We start from the raw sequence: 17,614 nt of genomic DNA, 5'->3' as shown, positions 1-17,614 counted from the left end.
GGGCAACAATCATGCCGGACCCGACAGGCCAACTCCCTCAGATACTCACACCATCCGAGGTTACAAACAAGGTAACGGGGCTTGAGCGCGCAAGTTATGCCAGCCCATCGTACTTGCCCTGCCGGCTGGGCCTGCTCGCCAAGACATTCTCGGCATGCGCACGATGCGTTGTCTCCTGCATTTTTTCCGTCACGGCGATTACCAGGTCCGCTGACTTGAGAAGGCGATCCTCGAGAAATTTCACAACAGGGGTGTGCCAGGCGGGCAACCAAAGCAGTCGAGTCCCGTGTTGCGCCTCCCCAGGTGTCGAAGAGGTAGTACACGTGTTTTGCCGAGGCCTTGCGGGCAAGAACCCATGCCCCGACGGCAGCCGTCGGCGGAGGACCGGTTACGACCACCGACAATGTCAGGCCTCGCCCGATCCGAGCGATCTCGCGCCCGATTCTAAGCAGTTCCAAACTCTGCCAACGCTTACCCCCGAGGCCTTCGTTCTTGGCGAGTAGTGAACCGTCTCCCCGTACGGCCCAAGGCTGGCCCCTGCGCCGCTGTCTCGTGGACGATTCGACTATGTGATTACATCGACTGCGACGTTGCGGCTGCGTCATGCGGAATCGATAGCGCCCAAGCGCTGACTCGTCGGCACCGGTTCCGGCCAGTATTGATGGGCAACAATGAGTACGCATCTTTCCAAGTTCTTGCGTCCGTTCCCTTATGTGCGCTGTTCCTCGCGCGGGTTTCGCAGTCTGGTCGATGATTCCTGAATTCACAGCTGCCATCCGAGAACAAATTCACTCAAATCCACGGCCAACTATCCGAGACGGGTTAACTCGCAGTTGCCCAGTGTACAGAGAGGTTCGTTCCACGCAGTTTAGGGCTCCATCACTTCCCATCAAATTGCCGTTTTTGTGTCGTCGGTGCCTCGGTAGTTCACGAGCACAAGGGAAACGACACCCGGTCGGAGCTTGGGCATGCTGGCCTCTCTGAGAGGGGACAATAGTCTTCGACACTCTGCCAACCGCCCCTTGAGCGGATGTTACCTCTGCGTAGTCGTTGCCACGGATCTCGTCGCCCGATGCACGGGCGCGGTCCGGTAAACTTAGCCAATGCGAATATTGAGCGTTGTTGGCGCGCGTCCCCAGTTTGTGAAGTTGGCGCCCGTGAACGACGCCCTCGCCGGGCGCGCAGAGCACGTGATCGTGCACACAGGTCAGCACTACGACGAGGTGATGTCAGACGTCTTTTTCCGGGATCTCAACATCCCAACCCCCAACCTAAACCTTGCTATCGGTTCGTCAAGCCACGGCGTTCAAACAGGGGCTATGCTCGGGTCGCTGGAGCGGGCCTTCGAAGAGTACGTTCCAGACTGGGTACTCGTTTATGGGGATACCAACTCGACACTCGCGGCTGCCATTGCCGGCGTGAAGATGCATATCCCGGTGGCTCATCTCGAAGCGGGTCTGCGGTCGTTCAATCGACGGATGCCTGAAGAGCACAATCGAGTGCTGACGGACCATGCTGCGGACCTATTGCTCGCGCCGACGCGAATTGCAATGGATCATCTGGAGCGCGAGGGTCTGGCCGATCGGAGCGAACTTGTCGGGGATGTCATGACAGACGTTTTATTTCGCGTCCGCGACGGCCTCGTTAAGAACCCCGTTGCGCTTTTCGCCGATTTCGAACCCGGCAGCTACTACGTAAGTACGATACACAGGCCGGACAATACCGATTTTCGCGGGCAGTTGAGCGCGATTATGCACGGGCTTTCGCGCTTGGATCGTCCCGTATTGCTCTTGGCTCACCCTAGATTGCGCGCAAGCGCACGAGATCTCGGCGTCGATCTAGAGCAGGGAGCGATTCGAGTCGTCGATCCACTGCCCTATCCGGATCTCGTCAGCGCCGTCGCCAAGAGCGCCGGCGTAATAACAGATTCCGGCGGTCTGCAAAAGGAAGCATTCCTGCTCAGAGTGCCGTGCACGACAATCCGAACTGAGACCGAATGGGTTGAGACAGTTGACCTTGGTTGGAACGTACTCGTAAGCACGAGCGTGGACGAACTCGCCTCTCTCGTTCAGCGGGATGCGCCTGAACCAACGAATGCCACCCCCTATGGCGACGGGCACGCCGCATCGCGCGTTGTGAGCAGGTTGCTAGAACAGGCGTGACGGGCTTGTCTAACAAATCTCCACGCGACTGGCGCCTAGGTGCGACAGTCGACCCCGGCCGTCAGACGGCGGTTGACTCGTCGATCAGGGGCGAACGAACTCAGAAGGTGCTGAGTTGGGTCGGGCCGCTGTCTCTCGCCATCCTCATCAACGCGGGTCAACTCAAGGCAAACCCCTTGTTAGCCTGGCTCCCAGTGGACCTGACTCTCGTCGCTGCGTTGGTTGTTCTCGCCAGCGCTATCGTCAGCGCACTCACTACACGCCTTCCGTTTCCCCACCTTTTGCCGCCACTCGTCCTACTAGTCGTCTTCACCTTCGGTTTGATTGCCGCCAGTTTCGACGCGTATTCGGCCGCGAAAGTCGCGGTGATGTTTTCCGTGACGCTATTCGGCCTAATCCTCGCGCCGGTTCTCGTTCTTACAGAAAAGCGCCGCCAATTTCGCTTCATCATCGCGCTCCTCGTAGTCGGCTTTACGGCGAGTCTGTACACGCTAGTTTTTCCAGAGACTGCGTCGGCGGAGAGCAATCGACTCGTTTTTGAGGGGACAAACACGATTGGAACAGCCCGCATCGCCGGGGCCGCGCTATTGATCTGCATCGTCTTGGTTCTCGCGAGGGCCAGACGCCCACAACCCACAATGGGATTCCTCGCCTTGGCAGCCCCATTGATGGTCGTCCTGGTGATGACTGGGAGCAGGGGGCCCCAGCTCGCACTCGCACTCGCACTCGGCCTCGCAATTATCGCGAGCCCCCAGCTGCGACGGCATCTCAGGAATCTCCTACCGCTCGCGCTATTAGGACTCGCGGTTATCGCTGCGGCCTTATCGCGCGGGAGCGACGGGCTGCAAAAGACGATTGCATTCGTGGCAGGAGGCGAAGACAACTCAACACTCACCCGTGTGAGCCTCTGGTCGGAGTCACTCACAGCAATCCCCCAGCTCCCGTGGGGACACGGTTGGGGGGACTTCAACGCTCTTGCCCAGCTCACCACATCTGAACTCAGCGAAGACATGTTCTACCCCCACAACCTCATTTTGGAAATCTTTGTTGAAGGGGGCTGGCTCACCGGAATCGTCGTCGTTGCACTAGTTGCGGCCACCCTTTTAAAGGGCGCATTGTCGGCCGTGGACCCGGTTCGAGCAATCATCTTCGGGCTTGCTGTGTTTTCCCTCACAAACGCCATGGTATCCGGCGACATCAACGACAACCGGCTGCTCTGGGTTACGCTCGCAATCATTTGGACTTTTCCACCGGTCAACGGACGATTCCCGGCGGCCAGACGACCCACTCATTTCACTCGTTGGGGGAGTGGGCCGAGGCATTGGCTCCGGCCAGGGCGCGAATTACGGGAGGGGCAAGCCCTAGCGGACCATATGGCTCCCCATGGAATCGAAATTTCTAGGACCTCCAAGGCCGCCGAGCAGGCGTAAAGTCCAGTTTGCGCTGAGCACGGCTACCGACTGGACACGCGGCGATACACGGCTTGGAGTGTTGGCTCCTCGCTGGCCCAATTCAACATCTCGACGGCCACACGTCGGGCGTTGGTGGAATGGCGCTGCAGCAGCTCCGGATCGTTTGCATATCGTGCAACCGCGGAAGCGATGGCCGATGGGGAAGTTTGGTCGACTGTGACGCCGCAATCGAATTCTTCAATGAGCGTGTTCCAGAGCGGGAAGTCGGATGCGATAACAGGTACACCCGCGGCGAAGTATTCAAACATCTTGGTCGGGAGAGATTCTCTATAGGCTTCTGTGTCTTGTAGGACGACGAGCCCAACGCGAGCGGCCAGCAGTAGGTCCCGGGCTCGATCAGGGGGAAGTTGACCGTGAAATCTCACCCGCCCCCAACCTTCCGAAGCCTTTAGACGCGTCTGCAGCGACTCTGGCATCGTCCCCGCAAGATCGAGCGCCCATCCATCGGGGAACTCTTCCTTCCCGAGCGCGTCTACCATTTGCACGGCTCCCCTCAGCTCCGCAATTCCTCCGATATAGACCAAGGAGTTACCTCGATCCAAGACGGAAACGGCGGCCGCCTCGGCGTCACGAAGAGGCGGATAGTTATGCACGACTGAGACCCTCTCGCTGGGGAACCGAGCCGCTATGGTCTCTGTTGCCGAGACCACATGCGTGCTCAATCTGGCCAGCGAAATGACCAACTGCGCGACGCATCTCATGATGGGGCGTGCAGAGGCGCGAACATATGGCTTGTTCAGTATCTGGACGGGTAAATCCTCATGGGCGTCATAGATGACTCGCTTACCCATCAACCTCAGAAGAGGAATGGCCCAAACCAATTCAGGATCGTGAAGGTGAAAGATCGTTGCTCGAGTTTTCAACGCCGTTCGAATAGCTCGGACGGAGCCGATAGTCACTCGGCGCAGCCGAGAAAGTCTAGGAAGCTGGATGACGCTGACGTCCGTGCTTTGGCCCTCCACATCGCTCGCAACGGCGACCAGGAAGACGCGGTAGCCCATCTTGCTCAGGCTCACACATTCTCTGTAGTGAATGCGATTGTCCGTCCACGGGTGGACGGAACTAACGTGCACGATTTTCGTCGGGGCCAGCTCTCGATTCGCCATACCACTCACTGTTCGCGCACGTTGCTTCGCGACCCCGCGACGACACCGTCAAGCCCGCGAGCAAGCTTCGCCGCCAAACTTGAATATGTGTAGTTCTCTAAAACATGACGGCGCCCGTTCTCCCCCCATGCGATTCGGGTCGCCTGCGGCGTCAGAATCATCTTGCTCATGGCGGCCGCAACGCCCGCCACGCTGTCGGCAGAGACGGTGATTCCAGCTTTTGCCTCGCTAACAGGATTGTTCATTGCCGTCGTAGCGAAAATCACGGGTCGCGCTGACAACAGATAGTCAAAGACCTTGTTTGGGCTGATCCCATACTTATAGACGTCATGGTCGTGCAAATAGACTACAAGGCAATCTGCCTCGCTGGCCAAATTGAGAACCTCGTCTCTCGGAACTCGACTCGAGAAATGGATTCTGTCGTGAGACGCGAGCGTCGCTGCTTGGCTCATGACTTCTTGCTTCTTCGGCCCATCGCCGACAAGCCTTAGCCTGCAATCGAGATCGGGATGGGATTGTGTGAATGAATCGAAGGCAGCGAGAATTCGATCAAGCGCGTTCGCGTTGCCGTGTGAACCCAGGTACATGAAGGTGAAGGGCTCTCCTGCCGAGCGGTTTACGAGCGGGAGCGTTTGATCACCTGCAATTCCATTGGATACCCAAAGGAAAGGCTTGTCACCGAGACCAATCTCCTTCAAGTACCGGTCTATTCCTGGCAACGGCGCCAGGACGAGGTCCGCATCCCGCGCCACCCCGACCATGAGCTTTCGCATAGCCCTCGCTGGAACGCCGTTCTCCCCGAGCTGCCCAAGGTGCACAAGAGCGTCAGGCCACACATCGCGGATTTCAAATACGAATGGAACACGGTACCTCCGAGCGAGACGCTTTCCCGCCCACGCTGCTAAAGGATGGACCGTACTTCCGATAATCACGTCAGGTGCCGGTAGCCCCCTCAGCATTCCTGGCCACAGTGCCAAAAGGGAAAAGCTGAAAATGTTGAGAATCCGAGCAAAACCGTTCCCCTGATACGCGGTCGCGCGGATCATCAGGTGAAGCACGCCGAAGTCCGACCCCAGCTTTCGCATCCGCCAACCACGCATCTGCTGTCGACCCACAGGATGGCCCGTGCTAGCGGCAACGATTACACCCTGCCAGCCTGACTCGGGCAACGCTGCCGCGAGCGCTTGGTGTCGCCCGGTCCAACCATCCTTAGAGGGGAGCGCTGCATAGTGATTGATCATCCAAACGGTCTTCATTGCATCAACGACTTTCGGTTGCAGGTTCACTTATTTCTAAGCCTTCTTCGTTGGCGCTTCGCGGGCGGGTACACCGACCACGGTCGTTCCCTGGTCAATATTCCGCGTAACACAGGCCGCAGCGCCTACGATGACATTACGGGCGACGAATATCCCTTGGAGCACAACGGACCCAGCGCCCAAGAGGGAACTCATGCCGATCTGGACATCACCTGAAACGATGGCACCGGGGTTGACACTTGCGAAGTCTCCGATGCTGGAGTCGTGGCCAACTGTCGCATTCGCATTCAGATGGACATGCTCGCCGAGCGTCACGTTTGTCGACACTTGAACTCCGGCACATATGACAGACCCAGCCCCGATGTTCAGATCGCTGCCGAGGCCCGATGATGGGTGAACGAGCGTTGCTGCCGGCACCCCGAGCGTCGCGAAGCGGGCCGCGATAAGCCGGCGCGCCGAAGGCGATCCCACACCGACAACGAACTGAAGGCCCCGCACCATGTGACGCGCGTCAAGCTCCGATCCAAGAAAGCGAATCCCACGGTTGGCGAGACGATTCAGATTGGTTTCACTCGGCCCGGAATCGATCACACCCAGTATCTCGTAGACGGGCACATCGTCGGCGCAATTTATCGCATCAATGACATCGAGCACTTCCCGGCCGAATCCGCCGGCACCCACGATTACAAGAGGTACCGTCATGATTCCTCTGTTCCGACGCCGTCAAACTCCGGCATCGTGACACTGTCGACCGCGGAAATACCGTCGCGCCGAATCACTGCTCCAATGGTTCGTCCAATGATCGACAGGTCCAACAAAAACGAGCAGCGCTCCACATACTGCACGTCCAGCTCGAGGCGATCCTCCCAGCTCAGTGCGTTTCGTCCCGACACTTGGGCAAGACCGGTGATGCCCGGGCGAACTTCGTGCCGACGCGCTTGATTCGCGGAGTACTTCTGCAAGTAAGAGACGAGCAGTGGTCGAGGGCCGACGAGGCTCATGTCTCCGCGAAGTACGTTAACGAGCGTCGGCAGCTCATCCAAGCTCGTCGATCTAAGCGATTTCCCGAAGTGCGTCAGCCGCTGCTCATCGGTAATAAGGCCGCGATGCGGATCCGCAGTCGTCATCGTCCGGAATTTGTACAACGTGAATACTCGACCGTTCAGCCCAGGGCGTAACTGTTTGAACAGAACGGGCCGGCCAAGTTTCACTGCGACTGCCACGGCCACGCCCGCCTGGATGGGCAGCGAAACAATAAGTGCACCAGCCGCGAGCCCTAAATCGGTCGCGCGCTTGACGAGAGCGTAGGAAAGAAAAACCGGGCGGCTCATTTCGAACCAAGATATGCGCGAATCCGAACGCTGATCCGGTCAAGATCTGCGTCACTCAGCACGGAACCACTCGGCAAGGTGATACCCGTTTCGAATAGGCGTTGCGACACGCCGTTGACGAGCGCCCGATCGTGAGTGTATACCGGCTGTAGATGCATGGGCTTCCACAACGGCCGGCTCTCGATGTTGTCGGCGGCCAGTGCCTCCGACAGCTCACTGGCCGGCCATCCAGAGACCGTCGGGTCTACCAGAATGGAGGTCAACCAGAAATTGTCTTCTGCATCGGTGGTGCCACCGAAGATCTCGACGCCCGCGACGTCCGCGAACAGCGAACGGTAGAGCTCACGAATCTCCCGACGGCGGGCGATCATGCCCGGGAGTCGTTCCAGCTGGGCGCGACCGAGTGCGGCCAAGATGTTACTCAAGCGGTAGTTGTAACCGACTTCGGTGTGTTCGTAGTGTGGCACAGGCTGGCGTGCTTGCGTCGCCAAATAGCGCACCCGACCGGCGACGTCGGCATTGTCCATGAGGAGCATCCCGCCGCCCGACGTTGTCATGATCTTGTTTCCGTTAAATGAAATCGCCGCAGCGGACCCGAACGATCCGGCGGGGCGACCGAGATGGCTGGCCCCGAGCGACTCTGCCGCATCGGAAATCATTGAAACTTCAAAACGTGCGGCAAGCGCAGAAATCTTCGGGTAATCCGCGACTTTGCCGAGCAAGTCCACAGGCAAGAGCGCGGCGGGCCGTTCACCGCGATCGGCCATACCGGTGAGGGCTTCTTCCAGAAGTGCTGGGTCGATATTCCCAGTCGCTTCCAGCGAGTCGATGAAATAGGGGTGAGCGCCCACGTACCGGATTGCGTTGGCCGTTGCTGCGAAGGTCATTGTCGATGTCAGCACGGTATCCCCCGGGCGAACGCCGTGCGCGAGCAAAGCCAGATGGAGTGCGGCGGTTCCCGAGCTCAAGGCGACGGCGTGGGAGCGCCCGGTGAGCTCAGCCAATGATCGCTCGAAAGCATCAACGTCCGGTCCCAAGGGCGCGATCCAGCCCGAGCGTATGGCGTCGAGGACATACCGTTCTTCGAGTTCTCCCACGTCGGGCGCGGACATATACAGGCGGCGACTCATGCTGTTTGGGACTCCGTTGCGCTGCGGTAGGGGGCGACAGCGCCGCACCGTCGGTCCCATTCGGGCTTGTCAAGGCGCTCGGGGTCGAGGGCATCAACCACAGCATGGGAGATCTTTGGGTGCACCGGGCGGGAATCCGATTCGCTGTCACCGAGCAGGTCCTCGTGAATCTTCTCGCCCTGTCGCAGACCGGTGTACACAATGTCAATGTGCTTTCCCGACATCGCGATCATGCGCTCTGCGATGTCGAGGATCCGAACTGGCAGCCCCATGTCGAGAATAAGCACCTCCCCCGCGCGTCCGATTCCGCCCGCCTGCACCACGAGCTGACAGGCTTCCGGGATTGTCATGAAGAAGCGCGTCACGTCTGGGTGAGTGATCGTCACAGGGCCGCCCGATTCGATCAGGGCCGTGAATGTGGGAAGCATCGAACCGCGGCTGCCGATAACGTTACCGAAGCGTACCGACAGGTAGGTGCGTCCTGTGACCATAGCCGCCCACGAGGTTAGCTTCTCGGCAACCCGCTTGGAATGGCCCAAAATGCTCGTGGGATTCGCCGCCTTGTCGGTCGAGATGTTGATGAACGTTCCGACATCAACAGACCGGGCGGCCTGCAGCACATTGAGAGTGCCAATTACGTTGGTCTTCCAGGCCTCGTCGGGGTACTGCTCGAGCATCGGGAGGTGCTTCAGAGCAGCCGCATGGAACACGACCTCGGGCCTACGTTCGGCGAAGATCTTACCGAGCGCGTCCGGGTCCCGAATATCCGCGAGGATCACGTCCCTCGTGTCCAGAAGACCATTCCCGTCGATGGCGATCTGGGTGGCTTGCAGCCCGGATTCGTCCCGGTCGAGCATCATGAGTTCCGCCGGGTCGAACTTGGCGATTTGGCGGGATAGGACCGAGCCGATGGACCCTCCGGCACCGGTGACCAGCACCCTCTTGCCGGTGAGGTAGTCGGCAATCGATTCAATTTCGGTGTCCACCGGGTTGCGACCAATAAGGTCTTCGATCGACACGTCCTTGAGATCACCGAGCCCGAACCCCCCCTCGAGCAGTTCCTCCATGAGTGGGAGTACAAGTACGCGCAGGTTCGCATGGCTCGCCGCGTCAGTAATATCGCGAATCAGGGCGGCGTTTGCGCGCGCGATGCAGACAATGAGCATAGTGGCTTCGGTGCGCCTGGCAATGTTGCTCAGATTGTCGCGAGTACCCATGACGTGAATCCCGTGAACCGAAAAGTTCCGCTTGGTAGGGCTGTCGTCAACGAGCGCCACAGGTAGATACTTCGAGTGCCGGTCGGTCAGCATTTGCGGCACGAGGTAGCCAGCCAGGTATCCCGCGCCGTAAATGATTGTGCGCTCGGCGGACTCGCCCGGTTTGGCTTTGATCTCAGCTCGTAGTCGCCGCAGGTAGCGTGCGCCGCCCATGAGCACCAAGGCGATCGGGTAGGCGACAAGAATGGCACTGCGCGGAATGTGGATAACCGTCCCGAAGATTAGGACAGGAAGTCCGATGACCACAGCGACAAGTGCAGACGTGAGTGCGAGAGTCTGCACTTCGTGAAAGGTACCAACCTTGAATCGACCACGATAGAGATTGAGCAGCCGACCTACGAAGCATTGCAGCACAATGGCAATCGCGCACAAGACGAAGAGCGGCGCCCAGGACACTTGCCGAACTGCGAACTCGTATCGGAAGATCGTCGCGAGAACGATAGCGATCGTCCACGCCGCGGAGTCGAAAACGACCTGCCCGCCGATAGTGCGCCGCACGGCGGCTCCGCGGGACCTCACGGCTCGCTTTATCGTTGGGGTCCTCATCGCTACAATCCTTCCATGTTTTGTCGAGAGCGCGGATCAGCTGGCAGGCGCCCCTGGCGCGCTACTTCTAGAATACGGCGGCGATCCCGACGGGCACGGTCTCCACCAACTCAAGCGTGCGGAAAGTCTCCGCGAGGTCTCGCCGGCGTGTCACGCCGATCCCCGCTACCACGAGGGCGCCATCCGCCAGCCGCGCCGCGGTGATTCCAGCCGCGGTGGACAACATTGGTGCGGCATCGAGCACGACGAAGTCAAAGTGGTCCAGCAACTCGACAACGACTGCGTCAAGCTTGGGGGCGGCAAGCAGTGAGGCGGCTTCACTCGTCCCAGAACCCGCAGGCAGGATGTGCAGCGTCGACCCATCCACTTGATGAAGCGCCTCATGAACGCTCAGCCCCCCAGCCAGGATGCCGACCAACCCCGTTGCCGGCATTTCGGGCGCCTCATGGAGTCCATCGACGAGCTTTAAATCGACCAGCGCGACCCGCTTGCCAGACTCTGCCATCGAGGTCGCTAGACCTAGGGCGACGCCCCACGACTCTTCACGGTCGCTGGGAGAGATGACGAGGAGCGAGCGCACGTTTCCTGACTCCGCGCGTACGCAGACCGCGGAACGTAAGCGACGGTACGAGTCGAGATTTTCGACCGAGAGCGAATCGAAAGTCGTCGACGATTTCCTCAGGAGCAACTCGCCCACCACGTCGAGCCCGCTCAGTGTCTCGGCGTCCTCACGACTGCGGAGCCGAGGATCAGCGAAGTAGGCCAGAAAGGCGATGCCCAATCCTGCTACAAGGCCAAATAGAGATGCGAGCACGATAATTCTCGTGTCGCCGTTCACAGGGGCAGCGGCCGGGGCCGCCTCGCTGACGATTATGAAGTCGACCGTCGTGATTCCCGACTCGAAATCATCGATAGACCCGCGGGCATATTCGATCAAGGCCTGCCCAACGGCGTTTGCCATGTCTGCGGCCTCCTCGGGGTCGCTCCCCGTCGCATTCACCTCAATAAGGGGGGAGCGCAGAACTTGCGTGACTGAAACTTGGGTGGACAGGGACTTCAGCGTCGAGACGCCGTCCGTAAGGTCCATTGCCCGCCGCAGCACTGGCACGCTACCACCAGCCTCGCTATAGATCCCCGCCCGCTGGACGGCATAACTCATTCCGCCCACTGGATCGCAAGCGGGGGTGAACTCGGCGACAACGCAGGCGGATACGGCAAGTGTGCTGGAGGCCCGATACTCGGGCGCTTCCGAAATGAGCACTAGGCCAGCAACGACAGCGCCCAAGAGACCGCTCGCGACGATGATGATCCACCCCTTGCGCAAAACCATGAGGTAGTCGCGTGCAGTCATAGAATTCCTCAGATCAATTGGAAAGTTTGGCGCAAAGCCTCAGTCTAGGTGACGCGTCGGCGCATCCTGCGGCACAACAGCGCGCCTGTTCTCCGACGGCACCGGACATGCCGTCTCGGAAGTCCCCGAGTGCGCCTGCGCCGTGAAGGGTATGCACAGTGCGATCCACTTTGAAATAGGGTGTGCCGTTGCGCTCGGGAGGTACTTGACGCTCGCGGCGACAAGAATCACGAGTACAAACCACCCCTGCGGGAGGGTCTCACTAATTTCGCTGAGGCCCCTTAGGAGGAGGACAAGCCCACCAAGAGAAATCCAGGCAGCCGCGACGAGATCAGTGTGGCGTACGATCTCCAGGCCCGCCCACAACACGAGCCCGTAAATGGCGAGGATGAGCAGCGCACCTAGAGCCCCGGTGGTGACCAACCAGTTCATTACCTCATTGTGGGCGTGGTACAGCACGATGCCGTTCACGCTCTCTTGGATGGCAACGCTCGGCGGGGCTCCAACGGGCAAGGACAGCGACCACCCGTATCCAGTAAGCGGACGCATCGCCACCAGCGGAACGAGAGCCGCCCACATGGGAATGCGGCCGCTAATCGTGTCACTCTTGCCGAGAATTCCGAGCAGCGACTCAAAATTCAGCGCGGCGACGACAACGACCAGGGCCACACATACGGCCCAGATAAAACCATAGGTACGGCGCCAACGCAGCAGCAAGAATCCAACGCCGACCGTTATTACCACGGCGAGCACGAGTAAGGAGGTCTTGGACCCGGTCGCGACGATCCCCGCCGCCAAAGCGATCACGATCAACCACTTCAGGACGAATCCGAGCCGGACGCGCAATCGCATCGCCAGGGCAGCTGGCACACTCTGGAGGAGCGCATACGCAAGGCCATTGCGGTTGCCGTAAGGCCCAAGCAGGTCCCCCGCAACCGTAAACGCGCTTTCTGCCCCGGACACAATGAGTATCCCGCACCAAATGAGAAGAATGACTCCGCTGAGGGCTACACCGATGGCGAGAGAGTTCAAACTCACGATTTGGACCAAGACGATCGCCGCCAAGGCTATGACCACAAAAGTCAACACGTCCCGCACGGTTTCGGCGCGCGAATAGCTCCACAGTGTCGATGCAGCCATTACGGCCAGGAGTGCAACGACAAAAGTTGGAATCGGCACTCGCGTCCGTGTCAGAGGCTGTAACAGGGCCAGGACGAGAACAACACCGAGTGTGACAAGAGCAAATTCGAGGTTGGACATGCGGCCGTAGAAGGCCACTGGAGGCACGAACGCAATGCAGGAAACGGCAACTGTTAGGATCGCGGCAACGCGCAACCAAGGCTGCTGAGTTCTGGCGTGTGACGACTCCAAAAGTGCGCGAGTGTCCACGTTACTCTCCCAAATTCTCGCCCATTCAGGCGTACCACGCCTAACTATAGTTCGCGGGTATGAGCGCCCGGCCTTAGCGCGCACTCGAGGTACGCGAACGGATCGAGGGCTTGAAGGCACCATGCGAAATCACCACCTATTTACTGCGCGCACGTCGTACCAATCGTCGGACACCTCGTTTGAGGAGCCTGGCTGGTGCGAGCGCATACGTGCCGAGCCGCCAGGAGGCGGACGTCAACACAGCCGTGTTACGGGCATGGAGAGCTCGACCGGTGCCCTCGACCGCGGCCGGCAAATCGAGCCACAGGTTGAGTGCGTTCGGCAGGTGCACCATCGGGCCCGCACCCCGAGCAACGAGTTGCTCAATTCGGGCAACAACGCTACTGAGCGGGTAGACAGTGGAAATCTCGGAAACAGATTGTTGAGCTTGCTCCCCCATGGCGGCAAGTTGACTTCGATGATCATGTGCGTAGCGCAGCGCGCGCTTGAAATCATCAGGGATCTCGGGATCGAAGAGCATCCCCGTGATCCCATCGCTCACCAATTCTGCACCCGCCCCGCTGCGACCCGCAATGACAGATTTGCCCAGTGCCATGTATTCCACAGTCACTCGACCAAATGCCTCGCTGTTCGACGCGGTAATTCCCAGGTCACCGCGTTTGATATACCAGAACGGATTGTCGGTCTCCCCCACCAGAACGATCTGCCCGCCGAGGTCGAGATCACGGATACGCCTTTTCACTTCTTCAGCGTCGGCGCCCTGATCGCCGCCAACCAAAATTGCCGCAATGATCGTTCCCTCATCGCGCAGCTGAGCCACGGCATCCACCAGACGCCATTGCCCCTTCGAGGGCGCCAGCCGTCCGACCATCACGACGGTGAGCTCGGCCCCGGCGTCGGGCAGGATCGCCTCAAGCGGTACCTGGCTGGCCAGATCTCGGGCCCGATCGAGGTCGATGACCGGATAGGCGATGGCCAGCTTCTCGGCCGGAATCCACTGGCCGATGTGCTCATGAACCGCCCGCGAATTCGCGACAACCAGATCCGAGAGAATGCCAACGTCTTCAAAGGTCGACCCGCGCGATATCTCGAACTGAAGGCCGTGATCCAGGTCACCAAACTCGTGCACAAACCAAACGTGAGGAATGCCGAGGTAACGCGCCGCGAGTGCGGCCCACGGTGAAATTATCGTGTTGGTAATGACGACATCGGGGGCCTCGAGCCGCAGGAGCTCGACGATAGCCAACACCGCTTCGGAGTTTCGACGCGCCGTGTCGAGAATGTCTGCAGGGTCTGTGCGCACGAGAGGCAGCACCCAGGCATCGAAGTTCAGTGTGTGAGTGGGTACGCCGCGAGCCGCCAATTCTGGTTGCAGCAGTCCCGCCGGTCCGCGCGTCACGACCGTAAATTCCACCTCAGCATCGTCTGCGGTCCAGGCATCGATCAGGTGCAGCAGAGACAGCTCGGCGCCGCCGAGATTTTCAATTGCCGAACTATGCGACAGGCAAAAGACTTTCATGCGCGCCATCCGTTTCGAATACTGCGAGGAACAACGCGTCGAACAATTCGACCGGCAGTTCGGCGGCCAACCCGCAGCGGTCGAGCCAGGGCATTGCCCACGGTCCAGGTGACCGAATCGTGCGGATCGACCAGCGCTCCGACATCGCCGAACATCTGTTGCGCCGTCGCGGGCAGGGTCATCCACGATACAACCAGGTGGGGCATCCGCTCGATGGGAGCAGACCCTGCTGCGATGCAGCCCTCGATCTGCCGCACAATCGCGGGCAGGGTGTTGCGGTTCACGATCTCATCGACCCCGGCGAGTGCGGCCGCGCCGTGTGCGGCCAGCGACGCTGGGTCTCGATGATAGGTGAGCAGGGCTTCTACGAGGGCAGAATCGTCAGCGGGGTCGTAGAGAATACCCGTGCGGCCGTCAGCGACCAGCTCAGGGGTTGCTCCGACCCGCGCTGCGACTACGGGTTTTCCGGCCGCGAGGTACTCGACCGTGACACGTCCGAACCCTTCACTGACCGAAACGACAACGCCGATGTCGGCGGCGGCAATGTACGAAAAAGGATTAGCGGTCTCACCGGTCAGTACGATGCGGTCACCCACATCCAATTCATCAATCAGTCGACGGATGCTCGCCAGATCACGATCCCGCGCGCTCCCCACCAGGGCCGCTTCCACGCGAACGTTTTGCTTTTTGAGCTCGGCGATAGCGCGCACTAGCCGCGTCTGACCTTTAGAACGCGCGATTCGCCCGACACACACCACCCGCAAGGTCTCCGGCAGGGTAGAGAAAGGATTCGACCACTCGGGCGGCGTATCTTTCACTCGGTGCGCAATATCGGAGAAGTCGAGCGCCGGATACAGTACGGCCATTTTATCGTCGGCAATCCAGCGCGACAGGTAGGTCTTCAACGCGGCCGAGTTCGTCACGACCAGGTCAGACAGGGCCCCGAGGTCTTCAAAGGTGTGGTCAACTCCGATCGCGAACTCGTGATCGTCGCCGTATTCGCTGGGAAACCAGACGTGGGGAACTCCCACCATTTTTGCCGCGAGCGCCGCCCACGGAGCCACAATGGTGTTGGTAGCAACGATATCCGGTCGAAATTCCTGAATCAGCCGCACCAGCGCTTTCGTCGCCAAAAAATCGTGTCGCGCCGTTCGGTACACGTCCTCCGGCGCAACGATCAGTTGCGGGAGCACCCACGATCCAAATTCCAGATTCATCCAGGGCACGGCGCGACGTTCAAGTTCTGGCTGCAGCAGCCCTACCGGGCTGCGTGACACGACCATGATTTCTACCGAGGGATCATACGTCCTCCAGTTGTCGATCATCTGCAGCATCGAGAGTTCTGCACCGCCCAGATTTTCGACGGCGGAACTATGCGACAACAGGAGTACTCTCACTCCGTGAGCTTAGCCTGCACTACTTCCGCGTTTTCTTTGAGGGCTTAGCGGGTTTCGGCCAGTGCCGCCGCGATGACTTCTGCAAGCTTCGAACTGAGCTGCTCCGAATAAGTCGCCGTGAGATGCGCCGAATCACGGTACATTACAAAATTGCTGGTGATCATCGGGCAAACGTCTTCCGAACACAACAGCTGGGTCGGATCGAAATAGGACACGTGCTGTTCCATGGCGATGCTCTCGTTAAGCTGCCGCAAATCCTGAGGGACAGCTTTTTCCGCTGGAGTGGAACACGCGCTGACATCGAGAATGTTCTCCGACAAGCATGTCGCTGGATCCCCGATGACCGTGGGAGTTTCTCCCATCAGGAGCACAGCGCTGCCTGTTGCCAGTTCCTGGACTGTTGCCGAAACGCCATCCGTCCATTTTTCGATGAATCCCACTTCAAGGCTCACTTTGCTGGTGCGGTATCCCTGCGCGTAATTTGCATAAACGACAAGATCCGGGTCGAGAGCGAGAATCGCACCCGACGCATCCCTCTGCCAGGTTGCGCATTGAGGCCATTCTTCATTAGTCTCACCCAGGCTAACGTCGACCTCGGCGAGCGCGCAGCCATTCTTGCCAACGATAAATAACTTCCAATTGTTATCCCGAGCTGCCTTATCAACGGCTGGCCACCACTGGCCGGCGTGGGAGTCCCCCGCGAGTATGATTCCCAATTTGCCGTCTGGGGCACCACCTTCGCAAACGGTGACCTCACCCGCGTAGCAACCATTCGTGAACACCTCCGCGAGGTCATTGGCGACCTCATCAAGAGGGGTCTGGAGGTTGGCAGGCACACCATCAGGCGTTGACCCTGGCCCCTGAACAACAAAGGCAATCGGGCTTATTGCAGACGAAAGAGCGGTGTCCGGGGGCCCCGCGTCGGCAACGATTTCACCCGACGATTGGGCAATGAATGTAGTGGCAACAAACGGAATCAATGACGCGACCATGGTGACGGCGATCCCGAGTGCGATCACCCGCAAGGAACGCGCGGCAGCCTTGATCCGACCAAGTTGCCGTTCAACAAGGTAGTAGCTCGCAATCGCCAGGAGTATAGCAACCACGACCAGGCCGAGTAACTTCGTCCGCCCGGGCTCTCCTCCAAAATGCGCCGAACCAAGCATAAGTACCGGCCAGTGCCACAAATACAAGGAGTACGAAATATTGCCGATGAACTGAGCCGGTCGAAGGCTCAGGAGTCGATAGACGATGCCACTTTCGCCGGAGGATCCAGCCCACAGCACCAGCGCAGCACCGAGCGCGGGAACAGCTGCAGTCCATCCTGGAAAAGGAGTTGAATCAGTATAAAAGGTGGCCGACCCTGCAATCGCCAATATGCCGGCCCAGCTCGCGCCGGTACGAACGGCCCCGGAGAGTAACCATCGACGGTGGAAAACGATGTATGCGAGTACACCCCCGATCGCGAGTTCCCATGCACGTGTACCCAGCGAGTAATACGCCCCTAGAGCTCCAGCATTTGTAAGCGCAATGGAGGTGCTGAGAGAACAGACGATGATTGCTAGGAGCACCCCCACGAAGAACGATCTGCGCCTCCTAGCTAGTGTCCTGCGTCGGAAGTTCGTTGTAGAAGTCGTTTGAGGGATTCGAGGATTTGTTCCGCGGATTTGGTCCAGAT

13 protein-coding genes are annotated in these 17,614 nt (G+C 59.4%); 2 read left to right on the top strand and 11 right to left on the bottom strand.

What is annotated here, in order from left to right:
* The first annotated feature begins 1,103 nt into the window (after positions 1 to 1,103).
* Positions 1,104 to 2,162, top strand: coding sequence for a non-hydrolyzing UDP-N-acetylglucosamine 2-epimerase (gene wecB, locus CXY73_RS01635; RefSeq protein ID WP_104176611.1), 1,059 nt, complete (start codon positions 1,104 to 1,106; stop codon positions 2,160 to 2,162).
* Positions 2,163 to 2,338: 176 nt separating this feature from the next.
* Positions 2,339 to 3,592: an O-antigen ligase gene (locus CXY73_RS01630; protein WP_158253988.1), complete on the top strand. Its 1,254-nt coding sequence runs from the start codon at positions 2,339 to 2,341 to the stop codon at positions 3,590 to 3,592.
* A 23-nt stretch (positions 3,593 to 3,615) separates the two neighbouring features.
* Here CXY73_RS01630 and CXY73_RS01625 read toward each other — a convergent pair whose 3' ends face one another.
* The 11 genes from CXY73_RS01625 to CXY73_RS01575 all read right to left on the bottom strand — a co-directional run bounded on the left by CXY73_RS01625 (position 3,616) and on the right by CXY73_RS01575 (position 17,582).
* Positions 3,616 to 4,650 (bottom strand): glycosyltransferase, encoded by a 1,035-nt coding sequence (locus CXY73_RS01625; RefSeq protein WP_158253987.1) that lies wholly within the window; start codon positions 4,648 to 4,650, stop codon positions 3,616 to 3,618.
* A gap of 95 nt (positions 4,651 to 4,745) precedes the next feature.
* Positions 4,746 to 6,026 carry a glycosyltransferase family 4 protein gene (locus CXY73_RS01620; protein ID WP_146071579.1) on the bottom strand — a complete coding sequence of 427 codons (1,281 nt, stop codon included), beginning with the start codon at positions 6,024 to 6,026 and terminating at the stop codon, positions 4,746 to 4,748.
* 6 nt (positions 6,027 to 6,032) lie between these two features.
* Complete coding sequence (locus tag CXY73_RS01615; protein ID WP_104176607.1) at positions 6,033 to 6,698, bottom strand: acetyltransferase; 666 nt, start codon at positions 6,696 to 6,698, stop codon at positions 6,033 to 6,035.
* Complete coding sequence (locus CXY73_RS01610) at positions 6,695 to 7,327, bottom strand: sugar transferase (RefSeq protein ID WP_104176606.1); 633 nt, start codon at positions 7,325 to 7,327, stop codon at positions 6,695 to 6,697. The genes CXY73_RS01615 and CXY73_RS01610 overlap by 4 nt, the downstream gene beginning before the upstream one ends.
* On the bottom strand, positions 7,324 to 8,457 hold the full coding sequence (locus tag CXY73_RS01605) for a DegT/DnrJ/EryC1/StrS aminotransferase family protein (RefSeq protein WP_104176605.1): 1,134 nt from the start codon (positions 8,455 to 8,457) through the stop codon (positions 7,324 to 7,326). Before CXY73_RS01605 ends, CXY73_RS01610 begins: the two co-directional genes overlap by 4 nt.
* Positions 8,454 to 10,280: a nucleoside-diphosphate sugar epimerase/dehydratase gene (locus CXY73_RS01600; RefSeq protein WP_104176604.1), complete on the bottom strand. Its 1,827-nt coding sequence runs from the start codon at positions 10,278 to 10,280 to the stop codon at positions 8,454 to 8,456. The genes CXY73_RS01605 and CXY73_RS01600 overlap by 4 nt, the downstream gene beginning before the upstream one ends.
* 67 nt (positions 10,281 to 10,347) lie before the next feature.
* Positions 10,348 to 11,631, bottom strand: a complete 1,284-nt coding sequence (locus tag CXY73_RS01595; protein WP_104176603.1) for a polysaccharide biosynthesis tyrosine autokinase — start codon at positions 11,629 to 11,631, stop codon at positions 10,348 to 10,350.
* Between the two features lie 39 nt (positions 11,632 to 11,670).
* Positions 11,671 to 12,810: an O-antigen ligase gene (locus CXY73_RS01590; RefSeq protein ID WP_158253986.1), complete on the bottom strand. Its 1,140-nt coding sequence runs from the start codon at positions 12,808 to 12,810 to the stop codon at positions 11,671 to 11,673.
* 346 nt (positions 12,811 to 13,156) lie between these two features.
* A complete protein-coding gene (locus CXY73_RS01585; protein WP_158253985.1) occupies positions 13,157 to 14,539 on the bottom strand; it encodes a glycosyltransferase family 4 protein in 1,383 nt (460 codons plus the stop codon).
* The gene (locus CXY73_RS01580) at positions 14,536 to 15,936 is read right to left on the bottom strand and encodes a glycosyltransferase (protein WP_104176600.1); all 1,401 of its coding nucleotides are present in this window, start codon (positions 15,934 to 15,936) and stop codon (positions 14,536 to 14,538) included. The genes CXY73_RS01585 and CXY73_RS01580 overlap by 4 nt, the downstream gene beginning before the upstream one ends.
* Positions 15,937 to 15,980: 44 nt before the next feature.
* Positions 15,981 to 17,582 carry an acyltransferase family protein gene (locus CXY73_RS01575; protein ID WP_255411341.1) on the bottom strand — a complete coding sequence of 534 codons (1,602 nt, stop codon included), beginning with the start codon at positions 17,580 to 17,582 and terminating at the stop codon, positions 15,981 to 15,983.
* Positions 17,583 to 17,614 lie beyond the last annotated feature (32 nt).

Source organism: Cryobacterium sp. Y50 (genome assembly GCF_002929805.1).
Lineage (GTDB): Bacteria > Actinomycetota > Actinomycetes > Actinomycetales > Microbacteriaceae > Cryobacterium.
Note: the sequence above shows the minus strand (reverse complement) of the source record. Positions and strands in the feature narration are given on the sequence as shown.